Raw genomic sequence first — 26481 nt, forward strand, 5'->3', positions numbered from 1 at the left:
CATGATTGGCGGCAGCCCGTCGCCGGTCGCAACAGGCAGAAGGAACCCTCGTGGCAGCAGGACCAACCAGGAACCGCGAAAAGCTGCTCGATGACCTGCTTTCGCTGGGCCGCAACTGGGCGCTGGCCATCGCCATCGCAGGCGCCGGGGCCGCGGTCCATTACAGCGAGTCGGTATACGAAGCAGGAATGTGGCGCGGCCTGCTGCCCACGCTCTGCTTCCTGGTCGCCATCGTCTGGATCGTGCTCAGCATCATCCGCTTCGACCTGACCATCCAGCAGCACTTCGAGCGGAAACTGTCGCGCTGGCTCAGCCGCCTGCTGTATGTCGTGCTGCTTGGCACCGGCATCACCGCCGTGTTCTTCGTCACCGAACTGGCGGAGAACAACCACATCGCGCGGATGTGCGACTCGGTGGCCAACGAACCCGGCAGCCGCATCCACAGGTCGGCCGAATGCCAGCGCCTGTACCAGCATCGCGCAGCGTACCGGCAGCGTCTGGAATCGGCCGAGGGTGAGTTCGACTGAACGGGCTTCATCGCGGTCTTCGCGCGCGATGAACACATTTCGTGGATGTGCATTTCGGCACAGTGCAGCCGACGCCGCGCTCTCGGCCCGCACCGGACCCGCAATGCACCACCACCACGCACCTGCCCGCCATGATGCCATCGCCCTGCAGGCCGGCATGCTGGGCAGCGTGTTGGGCGTGGCGTTGTTCAAGGCCATCGCATTGTCTGCGTTGGCAGCCGGTTCGATGATGGGCATCGGGCTATGGATGGCAGCCTGCGCGCTGCTGGCGGCGTGGGCGCTCGCAGCCTATCTGGCCTGCCTGGCACTGAGCCGACGCGTGTTCGTGCTGATGTTGGTGCTGTGCACGGTACTGATGATCTGCATTGCCTGATCTGGCAAGGGCCGGACTATCGCGTAACTGTTACAAAATAACAAGTGCAGTTGGTCCGATTGTGCGTGCCCGGTGTCGCGGATTTGAATTCCATGGCCATCCCGGCATCACCCGAGACCACCCCATGGACCTGCAGCTCCCACTCCGCGCCACTCTCATTGCCATCTCCCTGGCGTCGCTCAGCGCCTGCGCCACCTATGACGACAGCAACATGCATCAGGCCTGCCAGGAGTCGCCCCAGCTGAAGGACCTGCCACGCGAGGTCGCTGCCCGCGAGAGCCGCTGCAACAAGGGCATGGAAGTGTGGTCGAGCGAGCGCAAGGGCAGTGACAAGCCGATCGACCTGAGCGGCAAGAAGAAGGATCTGTAACCGGGATCGGCGCAGCCAGCGTCGGCTGCGCCGCTGTCACACGGGTCAAGCCGCGGCCGCCGGACCGAACCATCGCTGCAGGGCCTCACGCAGCCCAGCCTCGGTGTCACCGGCATTGCAGGCCCAGGCAACGATGCCATCCGGGCGCACCAGCACTGCGCCCAGGCCCAACGGATTGTCCTCGGCCGCCATTACGCTGGCAACGCATCGTCGCCAGCCTTCGGTGACGGCCCCCAAGGAAGCGGCCAGGCCGAACTGCAGCAACACGCCCTGCCCCGTCCGCAGTGCTTCACCCACGCGACGACCATCGGCCAGCCGGACCTCGGGCGTGCTGCGCCCGACCAGTGGATGGACACCGCCCAGGTCCACCTGCTGCACAACGCCCCAGACCCGCTCGGCCAGATACGTGGCACCGTCAGGGGTGTCGGCCAGTTCGGCGATCACCGCCGCCAATGCGCGCGAGCCGGCGCCCGGCCGCATCAACGCAACCTGTGCACGCGACCAGTCCAGCACTTTCGCACCGATCGGGTGCCGCTCGGCCGTGTAGCTGTCAAGCAGTCCATCATCGGCGGTACCGCGCACCACCGCCGCCAGTTTCCAGCCAAGATTCATCGCATCGCCGATGCCAAGATTGAGTCCCTGGCCGCCCAGCGGCGAGTGCACATGCGCCGCATCCCCGGCCAGCATCACGCGGCCGATGCGATAGGTCTCCGCCTGACGCGCGCCATCGGTCCAGGTGCTCGACAGCTGCAGCGCGGTGATCGCTACGTCGCGACCAGAGACGCGCCGCAACAGCGCCTGTGCGGCCTCCTGGTCGAGTGGCGTGCGATGGCCCGCGCCACCGTCGAAGTCGGCCAGTGCCACCACGCCCGGTGGATTGAAATTGCACATGCCTTGATCGGTGTATTGCCGACCTGGCGTCAGCATCGTCGGATCGTCCAGCTCGACCAACAACGAGTGCCCGGTGAATTCAGGGGCAGTGCCGACGAAGCTGAAACCGCACTGCTTGCGCACGGTGCTGCGGCCGCCGTCGCAGCCCACCAGCCAGCGTCCTCGAACCGTTGCTCCCGCAGTCTCGACGGCCACCTCCATTTCACCGGGGTGGACCGCCTGTACCGCACAGCCGCGCTCGATGCGCACACCCAGTGCGATCGCACGCTCGACCAACACGGCTTCCAGCGCCTGCAGTTCCACCGCCATCTGGATGGGCACCGGCGTCGGCAGGCGATGGCGCCAGCGTGCACTGTCCACGTTGTCCAGGGCGAAAGGAATGCCGGCGAAGTGACCGCCCAGCGGTCGCGGTTGCGCCAGCCAATGGGCGGTGCCCGGCGGCGGTGCGCCCTTGTCCGGCTTCAGCACCTGGAGCGAGGCCACCGCGTCCAGCAGGCCGCGTCGATCCAGTGCCTCCAGGGTGGGCGCGTTCAAGCCGCGCAGACCAAAGGGCAGCCGCTTCAAGGGTGTCTCGGGTGACCCTGCCTGCTCCAGCAGCATGACCGAACAGCCGGCCTGGGCCAGCTCGCAGGACAGGAACAGGCCGACCGGGCCGGCCCCGGCGATGACGACGTCGTACAACATGGGATTTCCCTGTGAGCGCCGGGCCGGCGCTCTGGCGGCGCCAATGTTACACTCGGTGTACGTTTCCACAAGTGAACCGCCCATGACCCCGCCGCCGGGCCGCCGCGAGCAGCGCAAGACCGAGACCCGACAGACCATTTCGGACGCCGCCACCGAGTTGATCATCCGTCATGGCTTCGAATCGGTGTCCATGTCCGAGATCGCCGATGCGGCCGGGGTCTCGCGCAAGACGGTCTTCAATTACTTCGCCAGCAAGGAAGACCTGGTGTTCGACCGCGATGAGGAGGCCCGCACCCTGCTCCGCGAGGGCATGACGGCGCGCCGCGGCATGACTCCGCTGGCCGCGTTTCAATCGCTGGTGCGGGAGCTGCTCGGCAGCGGCCATCCCCTGCTGCGGATCAATGCCGGTGCGGCGGCCTTCTGGTCAACGGTGGCCGACAGCCCGGTGCTGGTGGCGCACGCGCGACGGCTGCAGGCACTGCTGGCAGACGACCTGGCGCAGCTGATGGCCGACGCCGCCGGCCGGCCGGCGGATGACGCCGAGGCACGCCTGGGCGCGGCGATGCTGCTGGCGTCGATGGTGGCGGCCTATCAGAAAGGAATGGCCAGCCAGCAGGCTGGCGAGGATCCGCGCCAGGCGATGCTGCAGCTGATCGTGCGCGGCGGTACCGGCGTGCTGGTGGCCTTGGCCGGTACCCCGTATACCGATCCGGGCCTGCGTCCATAGCGCATTCGGGGGATAGGTTTCGAAGTATTGCAAATGCTAATCTTTCTCATTTGCAGCCGACCCCGACCTCCCATGCCCCTTCCAAACCCGCTGAAGCGCGCGCTCTGCCTGGCGCTGCCCCTTTCCCTGGCTACGCCTGCACTGGCCTCCGCGGCCCCCGATGACGCCCCGAAGGACCTGGACAAAGTCGAAGTCCGCGGCCGCGCGCAGACCCTGTACCGCGCCAACGATGCGGGGGTCGGCACCCGCACCGATACCCCGCTGGAACTGGTACCGCAGTCGATCCAGGTCGTGCCGCGCGAACTGATCGACGACCAGGCTGCGCGCCAGGTCACCGATCTGTACCGCAGCATCAGCGGCATCAGCTTCTTCAGCTATGCCGGCGTCACCCTGCGCGGTTTCCGCCAGGAGAACGTGCTCTACGACGGCCTGCGAGGCGACCCCTATGCAGGCTTCTCGGTGCCGCAACTGTTCAACATCGAACGCGTGGAAGTGCTGAAGGGGCCGGCCGGTGCGCTGTACGGCGGTGGTGATGCGGGCGGGGTCATCAACTACGTGACGCGCAAGCCCAAGGCGCGCGCCGAACGCCGCATCGAGCTGCAGGCAGGCGACAAGGACTTCCGCGCCGGATCGATCGAAGGCACCGGCCCCTTGAATGCCACCGGCAGCATTCGCTATCGCGCCGGCCTGTATGCCGACGGCGAGCAGGGCCTGCGCTGGAATGCCGACAGCGAAAGCGTGATCGGCGATGCATCGCTGGCCTTCGACGTTGGCCAGACCGGCCAGCTGGTGCTGCAGTTCACCGACATCACCCAGAACCTGGGCGGCAACCGCCTGCGCGGCGTGCCGGTGAACGACACCGGCAGCTTCCTGGCCGACCGCCGCTGGAACCACAACGAGGCCAGTGACTTCCTCGACATGCGCGCCAGGGTGGCGCTGGCGCAGTACCGCTTCGCACCGCGCGACAACCTGGACGTGGACCTTGCCGCGCGCTGGTTCAGCAACAACGAGCACCAGATGTACCACGAGCCGATGGGGCTGATTGATCGTGACCGCGATGGCGTGGCCGAGTGGATGACGCGCCAGCTGCGCAACCAGATCCGTGACAACGAGGCCTTCACCGCCAGCGGCAATGCCGTATGGCGGATCAACACCGGCCGTATCGAACACAAGGTGCTGTTCGGTGCCGACGTGTATCAGCTCGACGCCGACTTCACCGCGCAGACCGCCAACAGCGCCGACCTGGCACGCGGCGCCGGCCCGGTGCGCGGCATCGACCTGTTCAATCCGGTCTATGGCGCAAGCACGTGGCACGACTACAACCTGGCGGCGCTGCCCTGGCGCAGCACCTCCACCCGCAGCAAGCGCTACGGCGGCTATCTGCAGGATGAGCTGGCACTGGGCACGCGCTGGCACGTGCTGGCCGGGCTGCGCTGGGACGGCTTCAAGGATAAGGACCGCATGGGTGGCAGCAGTGTGGATGGCAACGATCTCAGCTGGCGCCTGGGCAGCACCTTTACCGTGCGGGACGGCCTGAACCTGTATGCCAACGTCGCCAGCGGTTTCGTGCCGCAGAGTGCCGCCAACCAGAACCCCGCGGCCGGCGGACCGTTCGATGCCGAGCGCAGCAGGCAGTGGGAAGTCGGCATGAAATCCCTGCTGGCCGACCGCGTGACCTTGAACATGGCGGCCTACCGCATCGACCGCAGCAACATCGTGCAAGCCACCGGCGAGGTGATCGGCGGGGTAAACCAACTCGCTGCACTGGGCCTGGTGCGCAGCACGGGCATGGAACTGGACCTGCTGGCCGACGTGACCGAGCGCTGGGTGGTGAATCTGACCTACGCCTACAACGACGCACGGGTGAAGGATGCTGGACCGAATGGCATCACCAATGCCTCCGGCGACCGATTCGCCAATGCGCCGCGCAACAAGCTGGGATTGTGGACGCGCTACGACCTGCCTTCGATCAACTCGGCCATCGGCTTCGGCGCCGATCATGTCGGCGAGCGTGTCAGCCTGGATGGGCAGGCGGTGAAGGCCTATACCGTGTTCGACATAAGCTGGAAAACCACGTGGAAGCAGTGGCAGTTCCAGGCCAACGTCAAGAACCTGCTCGACAAGGTATATGCGGCCAGCGGCTTCATCGAACGCAACGGGCATTTCCCGGGTGAGCCGCGGCGGGTGTATGTGCAGGCAGCCTACAGCTTCTGACGCTGCGCGGCAGAGCGCGCCAAGGGGAGGTGCAACCCACCTCCCCTGCCCGCGTCAGTGTGAGCAGGACACCAGCATCGAGCGGGTGGCCATCTGGGTGGAGGTGAACCCGTTTTTGTTGCCCACGGCGATGGCATTGCCGTCGTCGCCATCCTTGCTGAAGACCACATAGCCGCTTGGGCACATCTGCCCGGCCTTCTCGTAGCAGCCACTCCAGGAGCTGGAGCCGCTGCAGTCGATGGAAACGCCACGGCGTCCATCGGGGGTGACGGTCATCTTGGCGGTGGTGCAGCCACTCAGCGCGGCAACGAACAACAGCGGGACGAACAACTTCATGGGCACTCCAGGGGTTGGGGATAAGCGGACGAGCGCCAAGGCTGGAGTGCCCGGATTGCGCGAACCTTGCGCCGGGTGGTCCGCGCCGCAGCGGTGTTGCGGCGTCACCGGCAGGGCTCGAAGGCACGCCATGTTCACGCAATGTTCCTGTAATACGGTGCCGGCGCGTTCAGACGCCCCCTGAGTTCCCTTCCCGCCCGATTCCCGCCGATGCACATCCTGCTGATCGAAGACGAAGCCGAACTGGCTGCCACCCTGAAGTCTGCCCTGCAGCGCGAGCGCTACGTGGTGGACGTTGCCAGCTCCCTGGCCCAGGCCCGCGAGGCTGCGCTCTCCGGATCGCACGATCTGGTGCTGCTGGACCGCACCCTGCCCGATGGTGACGGGCTGGGCCTGATTCCCGTGCTTCGCGGGCGCAATCCGGGGGTTCCGATCATCGTGCTCAGCGCGCTGGGCCAGTTGCCGGACCGCATTGCCGGCCTGGATGAGGGCGCCGACGACTACCTGGCCAAGCCCTTCGCGTTGGAGGAACTGTTCGCGCGGATCCGTGCAGCCGGGCGCCGGCCGGGTGGCATGCAGGTGGAGCCGGTGAGCATCGGCCGGCTGCTGTTCGACCCCACCTCGGGCGAGGCCAGCGTGGGTGGACAGCGGCTGGAGCTTCCGCGCCGCGAGATCCGCGTGCTGGCCGCCCTCGCGCGCCGGCTGGGCCGCACCGTGCTGCGCGAGTCCATTGAAATGGCGGTGTACGGCTTCGACGACGGCATCCATTCCAATACGCTGGACTCGCATGTCTCACGCCTGCGGCGCAAGCTCTCCGACGCCGATGCGGGGGTGGAAATCCATGCCATCCGGGGTGTCGGCTATCTGATGCGGGAAACGAAGTAATGGCGCGTCGTCCCTCACTGAAGCGCCCGCTGATCGTCAAAACGCTGATCTACCAGCTGCTCGCACTGCTGGTGGCGTTCTTCGCATTGCTGATGGTGCTGGTGCGTGTCGACAGCGGCGGCTATTACACCATCCAGACCTTCGCTCCGGTGGCGGCAGAGGCCGTTCACCGCGACAGCAAGGGCGAGCTGTATGTGCAACACACACCCGAGCTGGCCGAGCTGCTGAAGATCGTCCCCGACGCGTGGTTCATCGCCGAAGATGAGCAGGGCCACCATGTGACGTTCGGCCACGTTCCGCCCGCCTACGCATCGCTGGTCGGCGCCCTCGACGGCATTCCCTATGGCGACCTGCGCGGACGCGGCCGCAACGATGGCCTGGCCGTGGTGATACGCCAGCACAGCGGCCCGGCCGGCAAGCTGACCATCATGGCGCATGGCGAAACCGATTCGCTGACCTGGCAGATGGCGCTGGCCGCACACATCATCACCCTGCCGATCTTCCTGCTGCTGGGCCTGGCCACCATCATCCTGACCCCGATCATCGTGCGTCGCGCCCTGGCCGGCGTCGAACGCATCGCACAGGAAGCCCGCAACATCTCCGCCAGCCGTCGCGGCATCCGCCTGACAGAGACCGCCGTACCGGTAGAGATCGCCCCCCTGGTGACCGCGGTGAACGAAGCGCTGGACCGCCTGGACGAAGGGCACGAACGGCAGCGCCGCTTCATTGCCGCCGCCGCCCACGAGTTGCGTACGCCCATCGCCATCCTGCGGGTGAAGATCGATGCCACCGACGATTCCACCTCGCGCAGCTTGGCCGTGGAAGTCGCTCGGCTGGCAACGCTGGCCGAGCAGCTGCTGGACCTGCATCGCATGGAAGCCGATGGGCCCAAGGACTCCCTCAACCTGGCGCGCGTGGCCAAGCGGGTCGTCGCCGATCTGGCCCCCCTGCTGATCCAGTCCGACAAGACGGTCGCCGTGGTGGTGGAACCGAACTTCCCGGTGCTGGGCGAGTCCGGCGCCATCGAACGGGTGCTGTCCAACCTGGTGCTGAATGCCGCCGAGCACGGTGGACGCCACATCATCGTGCGCGTACAGGGCAGCTGCCTTGAGGTGGAAGACGATGGCCCCGGCATTCCGGTCGACCAGCGCGAACGCGTGTTCGAACCCTTCCAGCGCCTGCGCCCCCGGCAGACCGGCGCCGGATTGGGCTTGAACCTGGTGCGGCAGGTGATCGACCGCCACGGCGGCCACGTCACGATTCTGGATGCACCTGGTGGCGGCGCCCTGATCCGCGTCGAGTTCCCCCTGCATCCCGGCGTCACCAGCACGTCGGTGCCGGCGAAATAAGCGCCTCCCTTCCCCGTGGATGACTACCGGCTGTCCACGCGCAACGACCGCGATTGATGCGCAAGGTTGCGGCAATGTTCGCTGCCCAGCATCCAGGTGAGCAGCACCGCTGAAGGTGCTGCGTCCGGATCTGACAGGAAGCCTGCATGTGACACAGGGAGCTTCGCCACCGCCCTCTTCCACGCCCACCCCGCCTCCTCGGAATGCGCCCAGCCTGACCGCCGCAGCGTGGAACTGCCGCGCGCATGCAGGCCGCGCGCGTGGGCTGCAACACTGGCCGCACTGGCTGCGGATGATTCCCGAACGCGAGCGGGCAAGCGTGCTGATCCGCCTGTTCGCCGCGCTGTTCCTGCTGCTCCCAGGCCTTGCGCTGGTGGCTTCCGCGTATCGGCACGCGCACGCAACGGCCACCGCCGTGGTGGTGTTCGTCGCCGTGCATGCCGCACTGCACATGCTGGCAGTGTGGCGGGGGGCTGCACCACGCCCCGTTCCCCCGCTGCTGCGGATCCTGGATACGCATGCAGCCGCCGTGATGCTTGCTGCCACGTTGATGATCATCGCGATCATCGCCGCCACTGCAACGCTGCCGGTTGCGGTCTGCGCCGTGCTGCTGGTCGGCGCGTTGTGCCAGCTTTCGACGCTGCCCACGCCGGCGCAACGCCTCCGCCACGTGCTGTTGGCGCTCGGCAGCATGCTCCAGTTCATCGCGATGGCACTGCTCACGCAGGGCGCCGCCTACTGACACGCCCGCACCTCCGCAAGGTTCACGCAATCTGGCGCACTGAGACTCGACGGCCATCCACGCCTGCCCTGCCGGCGTGCAATCCCATCTGTCGCGAGGACTCACGATGCCCTGTCTTTCCTGGATGCTGTGCCGATGAGCGTCGCACCGCGCCATCGCCGCCGCGTGCTGATCATTGCTGCCGCAGCCCTCTGCACCCTGTTGGCGCTCTTCGCGTGGCTCCGGCCCGCACCGCCACCGCAACTGCAGTTGGCACCGGTCACCCGCGGCAACATCGAACAGGTCGTGGAAGCCACCGGAACACTGAAGCCCTCGCGGCTGGTGAGCGTGGGCGCGCAGGTCTCCGGCCGCGTCGAAACCCTGCATGTGAAGCTGGGTGACAAGGTAAAGGCGGGCGATCCGATTGCCGATATCGATTCGCGCACCCAGCGCAACGCGTTGTTGAGTGCGCAGGCGGCACAACGCACCGCGCGCGCCAACCGCGACGCGCTGGCCACCGACCTGCGCCAGTATCAGCTGACCCTGCAACGCCAGCAGGCGCTGGTTTCAAGGCAACTGGTCGCGCGCGCAGACTACGATGCGGCCAAGGCCAAGGTCGATGCCACCCGTGAACAGATCGCCGCGCTCGATGGCGAGGTGGTGCAGCGGCAGACCGATGTGGATGTGGCGCAGACCAACCTGGGCTACACCCGCATCACCGCGCCCACCGACGGCACCGTGCTGGCCGTGGTCGCGCGCCAGGGCCAGACCGTCAACGCGGTACAGAGCGCACCGACCATCGTAATGCTCGGCAACCAGGACGTGATGACCGTCTACGCCGAGATCTCCGAGGCCGACGTGGTCCACACCGCACTGGGACAGGAGGCGTTCTTCACCATCCTGGGTGACAGTGACCGACGTTACAGCAGCACGCTGCGCGACATCGCACCGGCACCCGAGTCGATCACCAACGAAGACACCTCCGGCTTCGCGCCCGGCAGCGCTTCGGCGGGCGCCAGCCGTACGGCCATGTACTACAACGGCCAGTTCGACGTGGACAACGCCGATGGCCGCCTGCGCAGCTACATGACGGCGCAGGTACGCATCGTGCTGGGGCGTGCCAGGGGCGTGCTGACCATTCCCTCGGCCGCGCTGGGTGCGCGTGCCGCCGACGGCAGCTACAGCGTGCAGGTGCGCGGCGCGGATGGCCACCCTGCCCCGCGACGCATCACCACCGGGCTGGACGACCAGATCAACGTGGAAGTACGCAGTGGCCTGCAGGAAGGCGAGCAGGTGGTACTGGCCCAGACCGGCGATGCTGCCGCCGCAGCCGCCGCACAGCCATGATGGACACAGAGAAGGACACGCCGCTGCTGCGCGTGCGCGGCATCCGTCGCGAGTTCGCAGCCGGCGAACAGACTCTGGTCGTGCTCGATGGCATCGACCTGGATATCCGCGCCGGTGAGCTGGTGGCCATCGTCGGCCAGTCCGGCTCGGGCAAATCCACCCTGATGAACATTCTGGGCTGCCTGGACCGGCCCTCGTCCGGCGCGTATCAGATCGCCGGTCGCGAGACCGCGCAGATGTCGCCGGACGAGCTGGCCGAGCTGCGCCGCGAGCACTTCGGGTTCATCTTCCAGCGCTACCACCTGCTGACCGACCTGACCGCGCTGGGCAACGTGGAAGTGCCGGCCATCTACGCCGGCCAACCCAGCGCCGAACGCCATGCCCGCGCCCAGGCCCTGCTTCAGCGATTGGGCCTGGGCGAACGCATGCTGCATCTGCCCGGCGAGCTGTCCGGTGGGCAACAGCAGCGCGTTTCGATCGCGCGCGCGCTGATGAACGGCGGTGCGGTGATCTTCGCCGATGAACCCACCGGCGCGCTGGACACCCAGTCCGGCAAGGAGGTGATGAAGATCCTGGGCGAACTGCACGCGGAGGGCCATACGGTGGTGCTGGTCACCCATGACATGGCCGTGGCCGAACACGCGCAGCGCATCATCGAGATCCGCGATGGGCGCATCGTGGATGATCGCCCTACCGCTGCGGCGACAGCGGCCGCTGGCCTCACCGCAGCCACCCTGCAGCCGCGCAGCGAAGGCACCGGCTGGCAGGCCCTGCGTGACCGCTTCGGCGAAGCCTTCCGCATGGCCCTGCGCGCGATGAACGCGCACCGCATGCGCACCTTCCTGACCATGCTCGGCATCATCATCGGCATTGCGTCGGTGGTCTCGGTGGTCGCACTGGGTACCGGCGCGCGCCAGGCCATCCTGTCCAACATCGCTTCGCTGGGCACCACCACCATCGAGGTCTATCCGGGCTCCGGCTTCGGCGATGTGCACGCTGCACAAGTCGAGACCTTGACGCCCGGCGACAGCGCGGCGCTGGCCGGGCAACCGTTCGTGGACAGCGCCACGCCCGGCGTCGCCAGCAGCGGCACTGCGCAGCGTGGCAACCGCTCGGCCAACGTGCAGATGCAGGGCGTGAGTGAGCAGTACTTCCGCGTGCATGGCCTGAAGCTTGGGCAAGGCCGCTTCTTTGGCCAGCCCGCCGTCGCTGGCTACCAGCAGGTGGTGGTGATCGATGCCAACACGCGTGCACGGTTCTTCGCCGCGCAGGAAGACCCGATCGGCCAGACCCTGCTGCTGGGCAATGTCCCGGTGCGGGTGGTGGGCGTGGTGAAGAAGGAAGCCGGCGCCGTGGGCGATGCCTCGCTGCTGCAGGTCTGGGTGCCCTACACCACCGCCATGGCGCGCATGCTGGGGCAGAGCCATGTGTCCAGCATCACCGTGCGGGTGTCCGACACCGTGGGCATGCAGGCCGCGGAGGCCGCCATCGACCGGCTGCTGGAGCGCCGGCATGGGCGGCGCGACTTCTACATGAGCAACAACGCGCAGATCCGCACGTCGATCGAGCAGACCACCCGCATCCTGACGCTGATGATCAGTTCCATTGCCGCCATCGCGCTGGTGGTGGGCGGCATCGGGGTGATGAACATCATGCTGGTGTCGGTGACCGAGCGCACCCGCGAGATCGGCGTGCGCATGGCCGTCGGCGCGCGCCGCAGCGACATCCTGCAGCAGTTCCTGATCGAGTCGGTACTGGTCTGCCTGCTCGGTGGCGTGCTCGGCATCGGCGTGGCGCTGGCGCTGGGGGCAGTGCTGGCACTGGCCGACATCGGCTTCTCGCTGGTGTTCTCGACAACCTCGATCCTGGCCGCGTTCGCCTGCAGCAGCCTGATCGGCATCGCCTTTGGTTTCCTGCCGGCGCGCCGTGCAGCGCAGCTGGACCCGGTGGAGGCGCTGGTGCGCTGAACGAGAGGCGGCCAGCGCAGACGACTACAGGTTCGCGCAATGTCCGCACGCTGTACTGGCACGACCGACACAGCCGCACAGGAGCGGAACGATGTTTCAGAAGACAGGACGTACAGCGTTGCTGCTGGGCGCCGCACTGCAACTGCTGGTGCTGCTGCCCTACGCGGACAAGGCTCACGCACAGTACCGCGATGGGTACCGCTCCGGCTGGGACCAGGGCTACCAGGACCGCCAGCGTGACGAATGGGAGCGCCGCGAACGCGAACGTGAGCGCGACCGGCGCGACGATGCCAAGGCCAAGCGCGTGGTGGTGGGCGTGGTCGGCGCAGCGGTGGTGGCTGGCGTGATCGCCGCCGCGGCCAAGCGCGAGCGCGAGACCCGCGAGCGCGCCGACTACTGCATGAACCGCTACGGCAACTACGACCGCCGCAACGACACCTACCGCGGTTCGGATGGCTACAGCCATCCCTGCCGCTGACCTGCCCTGCATTCCAAAGGAACCAACCGCATGAACAAGACGCTGCTCATCATCGCGCTGTGCGCCGCACCGCTGATCGGCCACGCCGCCAGCGGCGACCCGAAGCAGGCCTATATCGACTCCAGCTTCGCCGTCATGGACAGCAACGGCGATGGCCACATCGACAAGGCCGAGTACGCGAAGTACCAGCAGGCACGCTTCAGCAGGCAGGCCGATTCCATCGACGCCGCGTTCAAGGAAATGGATGCCGACAAAGACGGGAAGATCAGCAGGAAGGAAGCCGCGGTGGTGCCGGAAATCGCGAAGTATTTCGCGGGGCTGGATACTGATGGCGATGGCTATCTGTCGCTGAAGGAGATGCAGCAGGCCATGGTGGCCGCGCAGACTGCGGATGCCCCGGCGAAGTAGCACCCCGGTACTGGATGCCACGTCGCATCGCTTTGGCAGGTGCCCACCCTGGTGGGCACGGCTCCGTCAGCGCGCGCGAGGGCCAGGATGCCCACCAAGGTGGGCATGTACCCGCCAGCGCGCGGGGCTCAGCGCACCTTGTACAGCACCGCCGCACCCGGGCGCGGCTCGAACGCCGGAACCGTCTGCTGGGTGAGGGCCGTGCCCTTGGCATCCCACACCAGCGTTTCCACCGGGTACTCATCCTTGCGGGTCATCTGGTCGATCTTGGCGACAACCACCGTCGCAGCAGCGGGCACCTCCGGATTCCAGCCAAATACGCCCAAGCGGCCGTAGAACACCGCGGGTGCAGAGGCATCCAGGCGGCGGTCCGGGCACATCACCAGGCCGCGGTCGAGCATGACGCGCAGCGCGCCCACCGGTACCTTTTTCACCGTTGGCGCCGTGCGCTCAGTGCTGTGTCCAGGGCAGACGTTGGCGGCGCGGGTGACCATGTCTTCGGCCACCTGCCGGTCGGATTGGGCGAAGGCCAGGGCCGGGGCCAGGCAGAGGCCCAGCAGGACAAGCGGGGACGTCCGGGTCATTGCAGGTTCCTGTGAGGGATGCCAAGCGAACTTAGCAATGCCCACGCACAGAGTTGCAAAGACCGCGTGAGGCAGGGGCTACTGCGGGCCGGGACCCTAGCCCATGCGCATGGCCGGGGTGTCGCGTGCCTGCACATCGATTTCCTGCTGATGGCGCTGTGCATGTGCCTGTTCACGATCCGCACCGACGGCCTGCAGCGCCTGCAGTGACTGCTCGACTGGTGTCTGCACTGCCCGGTCCGTGGGCATGGAGGCCCGCAGATGCGCCGGATCATTCAACTCGCCCTGCACCACGAACACGTTGCGGCCGGCCGGGTGATCGGCGGTCTGCGCACTCAGCAGCACATGGTCGGCACGTTCGAGCTGGTTGCGGCGCGCCAATGCCATGACGCTCGCCACGAGGCGCTCGCTGTTCTCATCATGGGTTCGCCCAGCACTCGCATCGATCGCGGCCACGCCTTCGCGCACCTGCTGCATCAATGCGTACTCACGATGGCCGGGACCAATGTCGGCCAGACGGATCGGTGCCTGTGCGGGATCCGGCACGGCGTCCACCGCTGCGGTAAGCGGGCTGCGGGTAATGGTCCGGTACGGGTCGTCCGGGTGGAACTGGGTCCGCTTCTCCTGCCGCTCCAGACGAACCTCGCGGGCGTCGTTGAGTTCGGCGATACGGGCGGGATCGGTGATCTCGCGCAGCGACATGTGGCCGCCGCCTGCACTGACGCTGACCCACTTCCTGTCCGCTTCGAAGTACATCGCGTAGTAGCTGTTGCCACCGATGACGTTCGGATCGACCGCCGAGCGGCCCTCCAGTGCCTGGGTGGCTTCCAGCACGCTCAACCGGGTCAGGTACTGCCCGCCCTTCGCCCATCCCATCTGGCTGATGGCATCGACGCTGGTGTTGCCTACGCGCGGGCCCCCGGCGTAGTCATTGTTGAGCATGTTGGTCCAGATCTGCTCCAGCTTCTCGGGGCCGCTCTTGTCCGAGGCGGCTTGCAGGAGCACTCGAGGAGTCCAGCAATTGGGGTCCAGTCTGTGCTGCTCGAAAGCGCGGTCATGAGCGAGCATGACGTCAGCACCAGGCAGATTCAGCGCGAGATCCGCACGTCCGTTTCCCATCCACGCCTGTCGAAGCTCCAGATCTTCCCGCAGCAGTGTCCGGCCGAATGCCTCCCACTGGCGCTCGCTCAGCTCAGCATTTGGAAAGCGCGAACCTTCGTCATTCTGAGATCTGGCATGGCTTTGCGCGTAGGCATTGGCCACGCGTCCAGGCAAACTGTCATTACGTACCACACCTAGTGCCAGCGTACCGTAGCCGTCCGAACCCGGCAGTTGCGACAGGTAGTTCCAGTACAGCTCACGATTACCGGCATCCGCATAATCGATGAGGATTCTGATGTCCTTCTGGGTCAGGCCGCTCATTGCTTTCTCCTTGAGCCTCGTCGTTTAGCGTGTCCGTGCTGCAGCAAGAACATCGCGAACAGCATCTTCCATGCGCTTCCAGTCCTTCAAGAAAGCTCTCTTGTAATGCAGGGAGATGGATAGGCTGTCAGAGATATCGACAAAGTAGTGAACGCATCCGGCAGCCACAGGATCGTCCAGATCAATGACCTCATCATGCGTCAGGCGCACTCCGTCCCCCAGGAACGTTGCGCTATCGCACTTGATGAAGCTTGTCAGCCCCCCGGCACCGTCCCGTGCAACATACCAGTCGCGCTCGAATGCCGGATTGCGGACAGGCGGCTTCCCATACCGGGCCTCATACTTCTTCGCGTACACCACCATCTTCCCTTCATCGATTGCATAGGGCGTCAGGCCCAAGGTCTCCGGCTGTGCGACGCGTTGATCGAGACGGTCCCTGGGATCCTCCCTTTCCACAGAGCCCTCCTCCGTGATGGCTTCATTTGAGGAAAGCCTTGAAAGCGAAGTCTCAATTGGAATGCGATCGATGTAGTTGATACGGACAGCAATCTCCTTGCGGAAATCATTCGTACGCGGATTCGCCCGGGCACCCGGGGCCGTCGGCGTCATGTCCGGCCACTCGATGACCAGCGTCACGCCCTCACCGGGCCACGGTGCGATCTGGCTGTCCAGATAGTTGGCCGGGATGCGGAAGGTGTTCGGCCCCAGCTTCACGTCCACGGGGGCATCGGTATAGGTGTGACCGTTGATCGTGCGGCCGGTCTGGGTTGCGCCGGACATGGCGGGATTCCTTTCGTGTTCGGTGGACGGTGGCCGTGCGCACGCGCCGGCACTCACTGCAACGGCAAGTGCGAGCGTCAGGCAACGGCCGGGGGACATCACGCGCATGGGCATTCCATTGCAGGGTTCCGGCGCCACTATAGGCAACTGGGCGTCAACGGAACAGGAACCGCATCGCAGCCCTTCACGGCACCAGGCAGCGTTCCACCTGCAGCGACAGCACCTGGCAGGCGTTGAACAGGCCCTCGACCACGGCTGCGGAGGGGCAGCAGGCAGGATCGTCATTCTCCCGTGCCACATGCGCGGCGTGCAGCACCGCGGTCAGCGCCGTGATGCCCGACGCGCTGCGGGTCGCCAGGGCCATGTCGAAGGCGCGGCCGGGGCTCAGGCACATTTCACTCCAGGCCTCGCCATCAGCGCGCAGGTTCCGGCCATGGCCTTTCAGGTGTGCAAAGAATGCCGATGGCGTGACGGGCTCGGCGGATTCGCGGAGCGCGTCCTCCAGCGTTTCGGCCAAGGCAGCGGGAAGATCGCGCACGGCGGCGCCCAGCAGCGCATGCAGGCGGGGATGATCGGGCAGACGTTCGGGCATGACGGCAACCTCACGATGTGGCCACCTGCAGATGCAAGGTGGCGGACGGTGCGGGTTGGCGTGCCGGATACATGATGCAAGAAGCCGGCGGATCAAGAAATCCCCACGCACCGTCCGCCATGAACTGGCAGGCGATGCATTGTCACGGTTGCAACTCTGGCTGCAACCGTGACGCCGCGCATCATGTACGTTCGGGACGCCAATCCCGGCCACGGCGAATGCCTTGGCGCGGCCATGGTTACCGCCCCGAACCGGCGATGAAAAGCAGGAAAATCCCGAGCGATCGCGCTGTTACGTTGGTTGCGTCAGCGGATGTCGAGTTGTCCATCGGCTGACGCGCTTCGCCAGCAGATGAACCCCGCCAGCGTGCACTGCCCGGGCGCCCTATCCTGCCGTATACGACATGCACGCCGCCGCCAAAGACCCATCGGTGGAAGTGAGCGTTAGCGAATCCGGCATGCGGCATGTGCAACGCCGCTCAGCCTTCAGCTATCGCCCTGGGTACTCTGATAGCCGCGGTAGGTTTCACCCCACTCGCGCATGGCCAGCAGCACCGGCACCAGCGTGCGCCCGAACTCGGACAGCTCGTATTCCACCTTCGGTGGTACTTCCGCGTACACGTGGCGGATCACCACGCCGTCGGCTTCCAGTTCACGCAGCTGGCTGGTCAGCATGGACTGGGTGGCGTTGGGCACCCGCCGCGTCAGTTCCATGAAACGCCGCTTGCCCGTCATCAGGTGAAAAAGAATGATCGGCTTCCACACGCCGCCGATCACCGACAGCGTGACTTCCACGGCACAACCGCTCTTGCCATCCCAACGCTTGCTACGCATGCATACTCCGGAAAACCATAGTACCTACGGGAAATCATCGTTCTTGTTGCGATAGAGGCGCGAGCCTAGCATGGCCTCATCCGGTGAATGTGAGCCCCTCCATGACGTTCAAAGCACTGCTCGCCCGCAAGACGAACAACCAGGTTTCGACCGAACTGGTCGATTTCGATGAAGCCAACCTGATGGACGGTGACGTCCTGGTGCAGGTCGAGTACTCCACGCTCAACTACAAGGATGCGCTTGCCCTCACCGGCAAGAGTCCGGTCATCCGGACGTTCCCGCTCATTCCCGGCATCGATCTGGCAGGCGTAGTGCTGGAATCCAGCAGGGCCGACTTCAAGCCAGGCGACCGCGTTGTGCTCAATGGCTGGGACCTGAGCATGGGCCACCACGGCGGCCTGGCACAGCGCGCCCGCGTACGCGGCGAATGGCTCAACCGGATTCCCGGCAACCTGAGCACCCGCGACGCCATGGCCATCGGCACCGCTGGCTATACCGCCATGCTGTGCGTACTGGCCCTGGAACATGCTGGCGTGACGCCCGACAAGGGCGATGTGCTGGTGACCGGCGCCAACGGTGGTGTCGGCTCGATCGCAGTGGCGATCCTTTCAAAGCTGGGCTATCGCGTGGTGGCCGCTACCGGGCGCCCGGAGCATGCTGAGTATCTGCACAACCTGGGTGCGAGCGAAATCATCGACCGCGCGCAGCTTTCGGAACCGCGCGACCGGCCGGTGAGCGCCGAACGCTGGGCCGGCGTGGTGGATGTGGCCGGCGGCCCTACCCTCGTCAACGCCATCGCCGAGACCAAGTACCGCGGTGCCGTGGCCGCGTGCGGCCTGGCGCAGAGCGACGCGCTGCACGGCTCGGTGCTGCCTTTCATCCTGCGCAACGTGACACTTGCGGGCGTGGATTCGGTGAATGCACCGCAGGACGTTCGCCAGCGCGCATGGGATCGCCTCGCTACCGACCTGGACCCGCAGAAGCTGGAAAGCACGGTGCAATTGATCGGGCTTGCGGACGTGCTGGACGTGTACGAGAAGATCATCCCCGGTCAGGTGCGCGGCCGCATCGTTGTGGATGTAAATGCCTGAGCGGATGACCGCAACGGGGCTCGATGGATGGGTGTAGATGGAGGGCTGCAACGCGCCTTCCATGCTGCAGCGAATGGTGAACCTGCCGTGAAACATGCGGCGCGGCAGTGGTCTTCGGCCATCGCCGGTCGCATACGCTCAGGCTCCCACCGCCGCTGGACTCCCGACATGCCAATGACCGCATTCGCGCTTGCCGCCGCACTTTCGGGCCTGCCCGACATCGACTGGGAGCGCCAGCGCGCCGAGGACGCGCACCAGCTCATGCTGTGCCAGATCCATCGCGATGAGTTGCAGCAGGCCGAGGGAAAAGACGATGCCTACCAGCGCGCAAAAGCGGTCTGCGACCTGCTGGCGCGGGACTACAGGAACAGGTGGGATTTCGACGCACAGGATGCACTGGCGGCATCGGCGGTGGATCTGGATGAGCTGATCCGGCGTGGCGACGCGGTTGAAGTCCCCCCTGCAAAGCGGGATCGTGCCTACGAGTGATTCAGCAACTGCTGATTCAGCAACTGCCGCTGGCGCTGCCGGTTTCCGAACGCCTAAGGGATCCGGCCCGGCGCCCGTGCCAAACGCAGGATCCCATCCGGCGGAATGACGGTGCCATCATCCATCACGATCAGCATGTCGGAAACTTCGCCCTCGTGCCCTTGCTTCGCGGTGGTCACCAGGATCCTCAATGGATCCGTCCGGATATCGTAGCCACCACCGATGTGCTTCAAGGTTCCCACGCGGTCCCAGTCGATATCCATGGCCAGCTCCTGGATCCAGACGCTCCATGATGCCATGCGCCAGGCAATTGAGCGGGCAGCAATGGACGGCTCCCGCACTCACCCCGCCCGCGTGTGAAAGGCCACATGCAACGTCAAGGCCCCTTATCATGCGGGCTTAGGGGCTCTACATGCCCGGTTGACGCTTGCAAGGCAGTACCTGGATGTCTATGGAATGGCGCCCCTCGATCTGGGGCCAACGTGTGACTCGTTCGCCACACTGGTGGCTGCGGCTGGATGGCGAAAGCATCGAGCTGAACGTCGCCGGTCAGCAATACCGGCAACGCTTGGATGACGATCACAGCGTGCAGGTCATTCCAGGGCTTTTCTGGTCGCGGGTCGAGCTGAAGACAGAAGGCGCACTGAGGCTGTCGGTGGACGGGCTTGCCAACGCGCAGGCGTCCCGGCTTGCGGCGGCGCTGCAGCAGGTGCGCTTTGCGCGCACCACACGCGGGCGCAAGGCTCTGTTTGACACGATCCTGGCGCAGATCCAGGCGTGGTTGAGCGCCGCGGACGCCCTCATCGATCGCGGCCGTGCCGGCCGCCGCTGGATCACCCACGAACAGCAGCAGGCGCTGCTGGCCGAACGTTCCTCCCTGCCGCTGCAGCCGGCGGAGCTGGAGCAACTGTTCCTTGATGAAAGCATGCATGGCGACCTGCATTCGCACAGCCATCGTGCTGCGCTGGATGCCCTGCACGACTGGCAGTTGGACTGGCCCGCCACCTGGGCCGAGGCCAACGCGACCATGGCAACGCGTGAGCGGGTGCTGGCCAAGGACTTCCTGGACCGGGTCGAGAGCAAACCGCTGACCGAGGAACAGGCCCGTGCCGTCATCTGCTTCGACAACCGGGTGCAGGTCGTGGCCGCGGCCGGCTCTGGCAAGACCTCCACGATGGTCGCCAAGGCCGCTTATGCCATCGATCGTGGCTTTGTCGAACCCGAACGGATCGTGATGCTCGCCTTCAACAAGGACGCCGCCAAGGAGCTGGAAGCGCGCGCACAGCGATGCTTCGACCGGCTCGGCATGGGCGATACCGTGGTTGAGGCCCGGACTTTCCACGCCCTCGGCCTGTCCATCATCGCCAAAGCCACAGGGCGCAAGCCCGATATCCCGGAATGGGCGGTCGACGCGACGCTGGGCTTCAACAAGCTGGCCGAACTGGTGGACGACCTGAAGGACCGCTCGACCCACTTCCGCACCCAGTGGGACATGTTCCGCCTGGTGTTCGGGCGCGACCTTCCGCCGTTCGGTGCCGACATGATGGCCGATGGCTACGACCGCGATGGCACGCCCTACATGCGTACCCTGCAGGGTGAGCGGGTGAAGAGCCTGGAAGAGTGCGTCATCGCCGACTGGCTGTTCTACAACGGCGTGGCGTACGACTACGAACGACGCTACGAGTTCGATACCGCGACAGATACCCACCGCCAGTATCGTCCGGACTTCTACTATCCAGACGCCCAGCTGTATCACGAGCACTTTGCGCTGGATGCCGATGGCCAGCCGCCGAAGCACTTTGCCAACTACAGCGAAGGCATGCACTGGAAGCGCCAGCAGCATGTGGCGCGTGGCACCGCCCTGGTCGAGACGACGTCGTTTGGCCTGCGCAGTGGACATGCCCTGCAGGACCTTGCGGAGCGGCTTGGCGCGTCTGATGTCGAGCTGGACCCGAACCCGGACCGCGAACTGCCTGATCAGGGCGCCAAGCCGATGCCGGATGCGGACCTGATCGGCCTGATGCGCACCTTCATTGCCCATGCCAAGAGCAACTGCCTGACGCTGGACGATATGGCGGCGCGCCTACGGCAGATGCCCGAGGATCAGTTCAAGGAACGCTACCGGCGCTTCCTGGAAATCGCCGGGCCGGTTTTCCAGGCCTGGGACAGCGCGCTGGCTGACGAGCGCAGCATCGACTTCGAGGACATGCTCAACATGGCGGCCGGGCTGCTGGAACAGGGCCACTATGAATCACCCTACGAACTGGTGATGGCCGACGAGTTCCAGGACGCATCGCGCGCCCGTGCGCGCCTCTGCCGTGCATTGGTCAGCCAACCGGGCCGCCATCTGTTCGCGGTGGGCGATGACTGGCAATCGATCAATCGCTTCGCCGGTGCCGACGTTTCGGTGATGACCGGATTCCGCGAGTGGATGGGCCATGGCCAGGTGCTGAAACTGGAGCAGACGTTCCGTTGCCCGCAGGCACTGTGCGATGTGTCCAGCCGCTTCATCAGCCGCAACCCCGCGCAGATCGCCAAAGCAGTTCGCTCTGCTGCACCGACAATGGGCCCAGTACTGCAGGCGTTCCAGATGAACCGGCGTGAGGAGGTGCAGGATGGTGTTCGCCAGTACCTCGCCAAGCTGCATCAGCAGCTGCTGTCCGGAGCCGTTCCACAGGGCCGCAACGGGCGCGTGACTGTGTTCATTCTGGGGCGGTATCGCGCGGATCGCGGTGCAGTGCCTTCTGATTGGAAGACGGCCTTCGGCAGCACGATGGACGTCGAGTTCCTGACCGCACATCGATCGAAGGGGCGCGAGGCGGACTACGTGATCCTGCCGGGCATGATCAACCGCAGCTTCCCGAGCCTGCGCGCGGATGACCCGGCGCTTTCGCTGGCCATGCCGGATGGGGATACCTATCCGCTGAGCGAAGAACGGCGGTTGTTCTATGTCGCGCTGACGCGTGCGCGACGGTCGGTGGCGATGTTCACCCTGCAGGGCAAGCACTCGCCGTTCCTGGATGAGCTGGTGAAGGACGGGGCAGTGGAAGTGACCGCGATTTCAGGCACGGCCATCCACGAAGAGCGCTGCCCGGTGTGCAAGGTGGGCGTGTTCGTGGACCGGAATGGGCCGCACGGGGCTTTCCGGTCGTGCTCGAGCTACCCGTTGTGCCATAACAAGCCGAAGGGTGGGCGTCGTTAGTTTGTCCGGATTCGTCCCGGAGGGCGAACGTCTACGTCGTGAGGTTCAGCGGCCGCCCTTACGTCGAATGCCTCAACGAGCGCAGTTTTCCCAAACTGCTGCATGCCCACGTCGAGCTCGAGATCTGGCGAGGGAAATACAACGAGGAGCGACCGGCGAAGCTCATGGGCGACCTGACACCGGCGGCCTATGCCCAACAGTTGGCGGCCAAAGCCACTACGAAGAAATCTGGACTCCAAAGGACCCCGCTACTGAAAGCGGGGAACGTCGGATGTTGGGAGCGGGGTCTATCTTCGTGATGAAGCACGACTCACAAAAGCCGGCTTTCTTGTGTTTTCCTCTCGCTTCGCTCGCAAGACGTCATAGAGATCAGGCCAGTACATGAGTGGCTCGCTGTCAAAGCCCCTCCAGATGAATAGCATCAGGGGCGTCCCCAGGAGCAAGAGGACAACCAGATAAGTCCAAATCCAACGGTCAGCCCACACTGAGAGTAGTGATTGGTCCGCCCAACACCAACTCGCAGCACTCAGTGCCATGCATGCAATGCTATTTCGCACCGTCACCAACCAAGCTCGCTCTTCCTCCCGGTGCTTTGCCAAGCAGGCCTCAAGTCTGGCTAACCATTGATGGTCCGGATGTACCATGAGGTGCTTCATTGCCTGAAATTGCGTGACGTATCCCATGGGCGGCGACGAATCATCCCGCTCGTCGACCGGAAGCCGCTCTTGGATCGCAAGAGCGATAGGAATGAGGCCGAACTGGACCACTATCTGCACCATCACTGCACCGACAGATAATGCAAGCCCGAAGACCACAATCAAAACGAGGGCAAGACCGGGGCGCTCCGTCAGCTCGCGCAGTGAAAGCTCAACAATGCTCTTGTGCCAAATCATCGCTGACGCGAAGTCCGAAGCCAAGGCGAACGCGCTCATCCTGAGCACAAATGGGAAGTCGCTCAACTTTTCCAGAAGCGACCACTTCGAAAGATCCAGATTCAAACCCAACTCCTCGCTGATGACAGCTCTATTTACCGAAGTGGAGAAGCAATCGCACTTCTACCCAGAAATGCAGTAGTCGGCCTGGTCGCAGCGAACTTGATACCGCGTCCTTGAGTTCCATGGCTTTTCCAGCTCCTTGCCAGATCAGATCCGTCCAGACATCAATTCGTGTCGCAAGCAAACGGAACGCGATTTTTTCGAGATGTGGCAACGTTCTTTGCAACGGAGGCATCCTGAGCAATCGGGTAATCGAACGACGCCGCGATGGGTTTCCGATTCGACTGATGGGCCGCTGCGTGAGGGTATCGGCCAGCCGCTACTACGAGTGGGGTAAAGCACCCTGCGAGCGCCCGGCAAGTCGACAATGAGCGCCGCTCGTACGGATACGCGAACTACACGAAGGCAGCCGCGGCACGTTGGGGGCTGGCCGCATGTGCGAAGACCTGGCTGAAGAGGGCTAGACTGCCAGCCTCCAACGAATGGCGCGCCTGATGACAGCCAACGGCCTGCACGGCTGGCCTCGCACCCGCGTCGCGGGAGGCGTGCAGGTGCGGCCGTGACGCCGCCAGGCGTGAGTGATCTGATTGAGCGCAATGTTCTCGCACCGGAGCCGGCAACCAAGTGGACCGCGTGCGGCATGGCTGAAAGCGGACATAGACCGCTTCAGCGCCGAAACAACGAATCCACAGAATGCGGGCGAAAACATGGAACGAGCAACGTGGAACAAAAAACCCGCTGCAAACAGCGTCTTAGACATTGTCTTGGCGGAGAGAGTGGGATTCGAACCCACGGAAGGTTTAACCCTTCGCCGGTTTTCAAGACCGGTGCCTTAAACCGCTCGGCCATCTCTCCAATCGGGTCCCGGTCGCCCGGGCAGCGGCGTATTCTCGCACGTGAAGGGCATTTGCCCAAGACCACCTTGCTCCTGCCCTCCGCATCCGGCACGGTGGGGGCCTTCACCGCACTCGGAGCCGCCATGGCCCATCTCGATCTGGCCAACCTGCGCACCTGCCTGCTGGACGACACCCAGCTGGCCGCAGTGGCCCTGCACCGCACCTTCGCCGGGCACCTGCCGGTCAGCAGTGGGCAGCTGGTGGTCTGCGATCCGCTGGTCCAGGCCGAGGCGCCCGCGCTGGCCGACTACACCGCCCCGCTGGGCCGGCACCCGGTCGAGATCATCGTGCATAGCGGCCGCCCGGCGCTGGCCGTGGTCTGGTTCAAGCCGCGCCAGTTGCTCACCGCGTCCGCGCTGCACTGGCAGATGGCGCGCTGGACCACGCAGGACCTGACCGGCCTGGACGAGGACAGCTTCATCGGCTATCCGGTCGACGCCGGTATCGGTTGCTTCATGGACACCGACACCCAGCAGGCGCTGCTGGCCCTGATCGAACAGGCTGATGGCGACGAAGAGAGTGAATGGTCGGATGCACTGATCGACCACGATGGCCTGGATGAAGGCGCCGAGTACCGCCCCTGGGGCGAGGACTCGCCGCACGGCCTGGTGGTATTCACCAGCGGCTGGGGCGACGGTGTCTATCCCAGCTATTGGGCGCTGGATACGTCCGGCATTCCAGTCGCCCTGGTCACCGATTTCCTGTGCATCGAGGGCGGTGATGGGCGCGACGAGCGCGAGATTGCCGACCAGGCCTATCGCGACAACCTGCCGGCTGCGGAAGCCGAGGCGCTGGCGCGGCTGGTGGCCGCCGTGGAGCGCGATGACGCGGAGGCGCTGCGAGCCCTGCTGGTGGATGCGCCGCAGCGCGCCAACCAGATCGAACCGGACTGTGGCGGCACCGCGCTGTTCGAGGCGATCCGCCTGGACCGTCCGCAGGCATTGCGTGTGCTGTTGCAGGGCGGCGCATTGCCGGCGATGCCCGAGCGCCTGCACATGAGCAAGGTGACCAGCTATCTGGACTATGCGCGCTTCCTGAAGAAGCCACGCAGCGCGGAGCTGATGGCGGTGCTGGAAGTGCCCGTCGTTGCAGCCGAACAGCCACCGGCCGCGCCGCGACGCCGTAGTTTCTGGGACCGGCTGTTCGGCCGGAACTGATCGGCGCCGGAATACAGCAACGCCGGGCATGGCCCGGCGTTGCCCTTCAGCGCTCTCAGCCGGCATCCACGGCCAGCGCACCCAGCGCGCTGGCCTTGATCCGCTCCTTGGCTTTTTCACAGGCGCCACCGCAATCCAGGCGCGAGGCCTCCAGCTGCGGCGGCAGGTGCTCGGCCAGGAAGTCGATGAACACGCGTACCGCCGGCAGCAGGCCGCGGCGCGAGGCGAACACGGCATGGCACACGCCCTGCGGCAGCGACCAGTCCGGCAGCACCACTTCCAGCTCGCCGTTGCGCACGGCGTCGGCGCAGACGGTTTCCGGCAGCATGGTGATGCCGAAGCCGTCCTTCACCATGCTCTGCAGCAGCGGGAAGTCGAAGCCGGCCACGCGCGGCTGCAGGTCGACCCGGCGCACTTCGCCTTCCGGGCCATGCAGCTCCCAGCGCTGGCGCGCTTCGTCTTCGCTGATGCTGAGGGTGACGTGCTGGGTCAGCTCTTCCGGGTCCTTGGGGCGGCCAGCGCGATCCAGGTACTTCGGGCTGGCCACCAGCAGTTCCTGCACCTGGCCGAAGCTGCGCATCACCAGGCTGCCGTCGTCGTCCAGGCGCGAACGCACGCGCAGGGCCACGTCGTAGCCTTCATTGATGATGTCCACGCGGCGGTTGCTGATGTTCAGCTGTAGCCGCACCTTCGGATACTGCTCGAGGAACTTGGGCAGCAGCTTGGGCAGCTGCATCTGTGCCAGCGACACCGGCACGCTGGCGCGCACCACACCGCGCGGTTCGGCGCTGAGGCGGTCCACCACTTCGCGTGCGGCCTGGGCCTCGGCCAGCATCGTCTGCGCATGGCGGTGCACGCTGGTGCCGACATCGGTGACCGCGAAACGGCGCGTGGAGCGCTGCAGCAGGCGCACGCCCAGGTCGGTTTCCAGCTGGCTGATGCGGCGGCTCAGTCGCGACTTGGGGATGCCCAAGGCGCGCTCGGCGGCGGCGAATCCGCCGTGGTCGACCACCATCGCGAAGTAGTACAGATCATTCAGGTCATGCATGCCCGAGTTCCATATCTAGAACAATACGTGGCATTCAACCACCTTTATCCCGCCTTTGCAACAACCTATCGTTCTCTCCGTCGGCGGGGCACCCCGCCCCTTCCTCCCAGAACAT

At 65.5% G+C, this 26481-nt stretch carries 26 protein-coding genes, 1 tRNA gene and 2 pseudogenes; 18 read left to right on the forward strand and 11 right to left on the reverse strand.

Annotation, left to right across the window (positions count from 1 at the left end; all coding sequences use genetic code 11):
* The first annotated feature begins 50 nt into the window (after positions 1-50).
* The 3 genes from ACUZUJ_RS13700 to ACUZUJ_RS13710 all read left to right on the forward strand — a co-directional run bounded on the left by ACUZUJ_RS13700 (position 51) and on the right by ACUZUJ_RS13710 (position 1270).
* Positions 51-527 carry a hypothetical protein gene (locus ACUZUJ_RS13700; protein WP_049444314.1) on the forward strand — a complete coding sequence of 159 codons (477 nt, stop codon included), beginning with the start codon at positions 51-53 and terminating at the stop codon, positions 525-527.
* Between the two features lie 103 nt (positions 528-630).
* Positions 631-900: a hypothetical protein gene (locus ACUZUJ_RS13705; protein ID WP_014037661.1), complete on the forward strand. Its 270-nt coding sequence runs from the start codon at positions 631-633 to the stop codon at positions 898-900.
* A gap of 124 nt (positions 901-1024) precedes the next feature.
* The gene (locus ACUZUJ_RS13710) at positions 1025-1270 is read left to right on the forward strand and encodes a hypothetical protein (RefSeq protein WP_119006462.1); all 246 of its coding nucleotides are present in this window, start codon (positions 1025-1027) and stop codon (positions 1268-1270) included.
* Between the two features lie 45 nt (positions 1271-1315).
* On the opposite strand, the gene ACUZUJ_RS13715 is transcribed toward ACUZUJ_RS13710, so the two are convergent.
* Positions 1316-2845 carry an FAD-dependent monooxygenase gene (locus ACUZUJ_RS13715; protein ID WP_458219891.1) on the reverse strand — a complete coding sequence of 510 codons (1530 nt, stop codon included), beginning with the start codon at positions 2843-2845 and terminating at the stop codon, positions 1316-1318.
* A gap of 82 nt (positions 2846-2927) precedes the next feature.
* Here ACUZUJ_RS13715 and ACUZUJ_RS13720 point away from each other — a divergent pair, with 82 nt between their 5' ends.
* Both ACUZUJ_RS13720 and ACUZUJ_RS13725 read left to right on the forward strand, forming a co-directional pair.
* On the forward strand, positions 2928-3572 hold the full coding sequence (locus ACUZUJ_RS13720) for a TetR/AcrR family transcriptional regulator (protein WP_458219892.1): 645 nt from the start codon (positions 2928-2930) through the stop codon (positions 3570-3572).
* 72 nt (positions 3573-3644) lie between these two features.
* The gene (locus ACUZUJ_RS13725) at positions 3645-5786 is read left to right on the forward strand and encodes a TonB-dependent siderophore receptor (protein ID WP_458219893.1); all 2142 of its coding nucleotides are present in this window, start codon (positions 3645-3647) and stop codon (positions 5784-5786) included.
* Positions 5787-5840: 54 nt separating this feature from the next.
* On the opposite strand, the gene ACUZUJ_RS13730 is transcribed toward ACUZUJ_RS13725, so the two are convergent.
* On the reverse strand, positions 5841-6122 hold the full coding sequence (locus tag ACUZUJ_RS13730; RefSeq protein WP_049444324.1) for a hypothetical protein: 282 nt from the start codon (positions 6120-6122) through the stop codon (positions 5841-5843).
* 210 nt (positions 6123-6332) lie between these two features.
* Here ACUZUJ_RS13730 and ACUZUJ_RS13735 point away from each other — a divergent pair, with 210 nt between their 5' ends.
* The 7 genes from ACUZUJ_RS13735 to ACUZUJ_RS13765 all read left to right on the forward strand — a co-directional run bounded on the left by ACUZUJ_RS13735 (position 6333) and on the right by ACUZUJ_RS13765 (position 13277).
* Positions 6333-7007, forward strand: coding sequence for a response regulator transcription factor (locus tag ACUZUJ_RS13735; protein WP_458219894.1), 675 nt, complete (start codon positions 6333-6335; stop codon positions 7005-7007).
* On the forward strand, positions 7007-8356 hold the full coding sequence (locus tag ACUZUJ_RS13740; RefSeq protein WP_458219895.1) for a sensor histidine kinase: 1350 nt from the start codon (positions 7007-7009) through the stop codon (positions 8354-8356). Before ACUZUJ_RS13735 ends, ACUZUJ_RS13740 begins: the two co-directional genes overlap by 1 nt.
* 319 nt (positions 8357-8675) lie before the next feature.
* On the forward strand, positions 8676-9098 hold the full coding sequence (locus ACUZUJ_RS13745) for a hypothetical protein (RefSeq protein ID WP_458219896.1): 423 nt from the start codon (positions 8676-8678) through the stop codon (positions 9096-9098).
* A 135-nt stretch (positions 9099-9233) separates the two neighbouring features.
* Positions 9234-10424, forward strand: coding sequence for an efflux RND transporter periplasmic adaptor subunit (locus ACUZUJ_RS13750; RefSeq protein ID WP_458219897.1), 1191 nt, complete (start codon positions 9234-9236; stop codon positions 10422-10424).
* Positions 10421-12391 carry a MacB family efflux pump subunit gene (locus ACUZUJ_RS13755; RefSeq protein ID WP_458219898.1) on the forward strand — a complete coding sequence of 657 codons (1971 nt, stop codon included), beginning with the start codon at positions 10421-10423 and terminating at the stop codon, positions 12389-12391. Before ACUZUJ_RS13750 ends, ACUZUJ_RS13755 begins: the two co-directional genes overlap by 4 nt.
* Before the next feature lie 91 nt (positions 12392-12482).
* A complete protein-coding gene (locus tag ACUZUJ_RS13760; RefSeq protein ID WP_458219899.1) occupies positions 12483-12869 on the forward strand; it encodes a hypothetical protein in 387 nt (128 codons plus the stop codon).
* Positions 12870-12899: 30 nt separating this feature from the next.
* Positions 12900-13277 (forward strand): EF-hand domain-containing protein, encoded by a 378-nt coding sequence (locus tag ACUZUJ_RS13765; RefSeq protein ID WP_430345984.1) that lies wholly within the window; start codon positions 12900-12902, stop codon positions 13275-13277.
* 128 nt (positions 13278-13405) lie between these two features.
* Here the strand turns inward: ACUZUJ_RS13765 and ACUZUJ_RS13770 are convergent, their stop codons facing one another.
* From ACUZUJ_RS13770 to ACUZUJ_RS13790, 5 genes are all read right to left on the reverse strand, one after another.
* Positions 13406-13861, reverse strand: a complete 456-nt coding sequence (locus ACUZUJ_RS13770; RefSeq protein WP_458219900.1) for a hypothetical protein — start codon at positions 13859-13861, stop codon at positions 13406-13408.
* Between the two features lie 96 nt (positions 13862-13957).
* Positions 13958-15283 (reverse strand): Smlt3024 family type IV secretion system effector, encoded by a 1326-nt coding sequence (locus ACUZUJ_RS13775; RefSeq protein ID WP_049444340.1) that lies wholly within the window; start codon positions 15281-15283, stop codon positions 13958-13960.
* Positions 15284-15307: 24 nt separating this feature from the next.
* Positions 15308-16171, reverse strand: a complete 864-nt coding sequence (locus ACUZUJ_RS13780) for a Smlt3025 familytype IV secretion system inhibitor (protein ID WP_080347500.1) — start codon at positions 16169-16171, stop codon at positions 15308-15310.
* 76 nt (positions 16172-16247) lie between these two features.
* The gene (locus ACUZUJ_RS13785; protein WP_430345987.1) at positions 16248-16655 is read right to left on the reverse strand and encodes a hypothetical protein; all 408 of its coding nucleotides are present in this window, start codon (positions 16653-16655) and stop codon (positions 16248-16250) included.
* A 485-nt stretch (positions 16656-17140) separates the two neighbouring features.
* A complete protein-coding gene (locus ACUZUJ_RS13790; protein WP_458219901.1) occupies positions 17141-17488 on the reverse strand; it encodes a winged helix-turn-helix transcriptional regulator in 348 nt (115 codons plus the stop codon).
* Between the two features lie 101 nt (positions 17489-17589).
* Between ACUZUJ_RS13790 and acuI the strand changes: the two genes are divergently transcribed.
* Together acuI and ACUZUJ_RS13800 are read left to right on the forward strand one after the other, a co-directional pair.
* Positions 17590-18579 (forward strand): acrylyl-CoA reductase (NADPH), encoded by a 990-nt coding sequence (gene acuI / locus ACUZUJ_RS13795; protein WP_458219902.1) that lies wholly within the window; start codon positions 17590-17592, stop codon positions 18577-18579.
* A 174-nt stretch (positions 18580-18753) separates the two neighbouring features.
* Positions 18754-19068, forward strand: coding sequence for a hypothetical protein (locus tag ACUZUJ_RS13800; protein WP_246864215.1), 315 nt, complete (start codon positions 18754-18756; stop codon positions 19066-19068).
* Positions 19069-19121: 53 nt separating this feature from the next.
* Here the strand turns inward: ACUZUJ_RS13800 and ACUZUJ_RS13805 are convergent, their stop codons facing one another.
* The gene (locus ACUZUJ_RS13805) at positions 19122-19331 is read right to left on the reverse strand and encodes a hypothetical protein (RefSeq protein ID WP_101766421.1); all 210 of its coding nucleotides are present in this window, start codon (positions 19329-19331) and stop codon (positions 19122-19124) included.
* Between the two features lie 188 nt (positions 19332-19519).
* On the opposite strand from ACUZUJ_RS13805, the gene ACUZUJ_RS13810 reads away from it, so the two are divergent.
* Together ACUZUJ_RS13810 and ACUZUJ_RS13815 are read left to right on the forward strand one after the other, a co-directional pair.
* On the forward strand, positions 19520-22270 hold the full coding sequence (locus ACUZUJ_RS13810) for a UvrD-helicase domain-containing protein (protein ID WP_458219961.1): 2751 nt from the start codon (positions 19520-19522) through the stop codon (positions 22268-22270).
* 26 nt (positions 22271-22296) lie between these two features.
* Positions 22297-22476, forward strand: a pseudogene (locus tag ACUZUJ_RS13815) (integrase core domain-containing protein); the annotation flags it as partial.
* A gap of 81 nt (positions 22477-22557) precedes the next feature.
* On the opposite strand, the gene ACUZUJ_RS13820 reads toward ACUZUJ_RS13815, so the two are convergent.
* Positions 22558-23268 carry a hypothetical protein gene (locus tag ACUZUJ_RS13820; protein WP_101765733.1) on the reverse strand — a complete coding sequence of 237 codons (711 nt, stop codon included), beginning with the start codon at positions 23266-23268 and terminating at the stop codon, positions 22558-22560.
* 194 nt (positions 23269-23462) lie between these two features.
* On the opposite strand from ACUZUJ_RS13820, the pseudogene ACUZUJ_RS13825 reads away from it, so the two are divergent.
* A pseudogene (locus ACUZUJ_RS13825) lies at positions 23463-23893 on the forward strand (IS3 family transposase); the annotation flags it as partial.
* 137 nt (positions 23894-24030) lie between these two features.
* On the opposite strand, the gene ACUZUJ_RS13830 reads toward ACUZUJ_RS13825, so the two are convergent.
* Positions 24031-24120: transfer RNA gene (locus ACUZUJ_RS13830), tRNA-Ser, on the reverse strand.
* A 124-nt stretch (positions 24121-24244) separates the two neighbouring features.
* Between ACUZUJ_RS13830 and ACUZUJ_RS13835 the strand changes: the two genes are divergently transcribed.
* Entirely contained in the window at positions 24245-25318 is a 1074-nt protein-coding gene (locus ACUZUJ_RS13835; RefSeq protein ID WP_458219962.1) for a DUF4241 domain-containing protein, read from the forward strand.
* Positions 25319-25373: 55 nt separating this feature from the next.
* Here ACUZUJ_RS13835 and ACUZUJ_RS13840 read toward each other — a convergent pair whose 3' ends face one another.
* The gene (locus tag ACUZUJ_RS13840; protein WP_005410175.1) at positions 25374-26366 is read right to left on the reverse strand and encodes a LysR family transcriptional regulator; all 993 of its coding nucleotides are present in this window, start codon (positions 26364-26366) and stop codon (positions 25374-25376) included.
* Positions 26367-26481: the final 115 nt, after the last annotated feature.

The organism is Stenotrophomonas sp. S4, assembly GCF_054187805.2.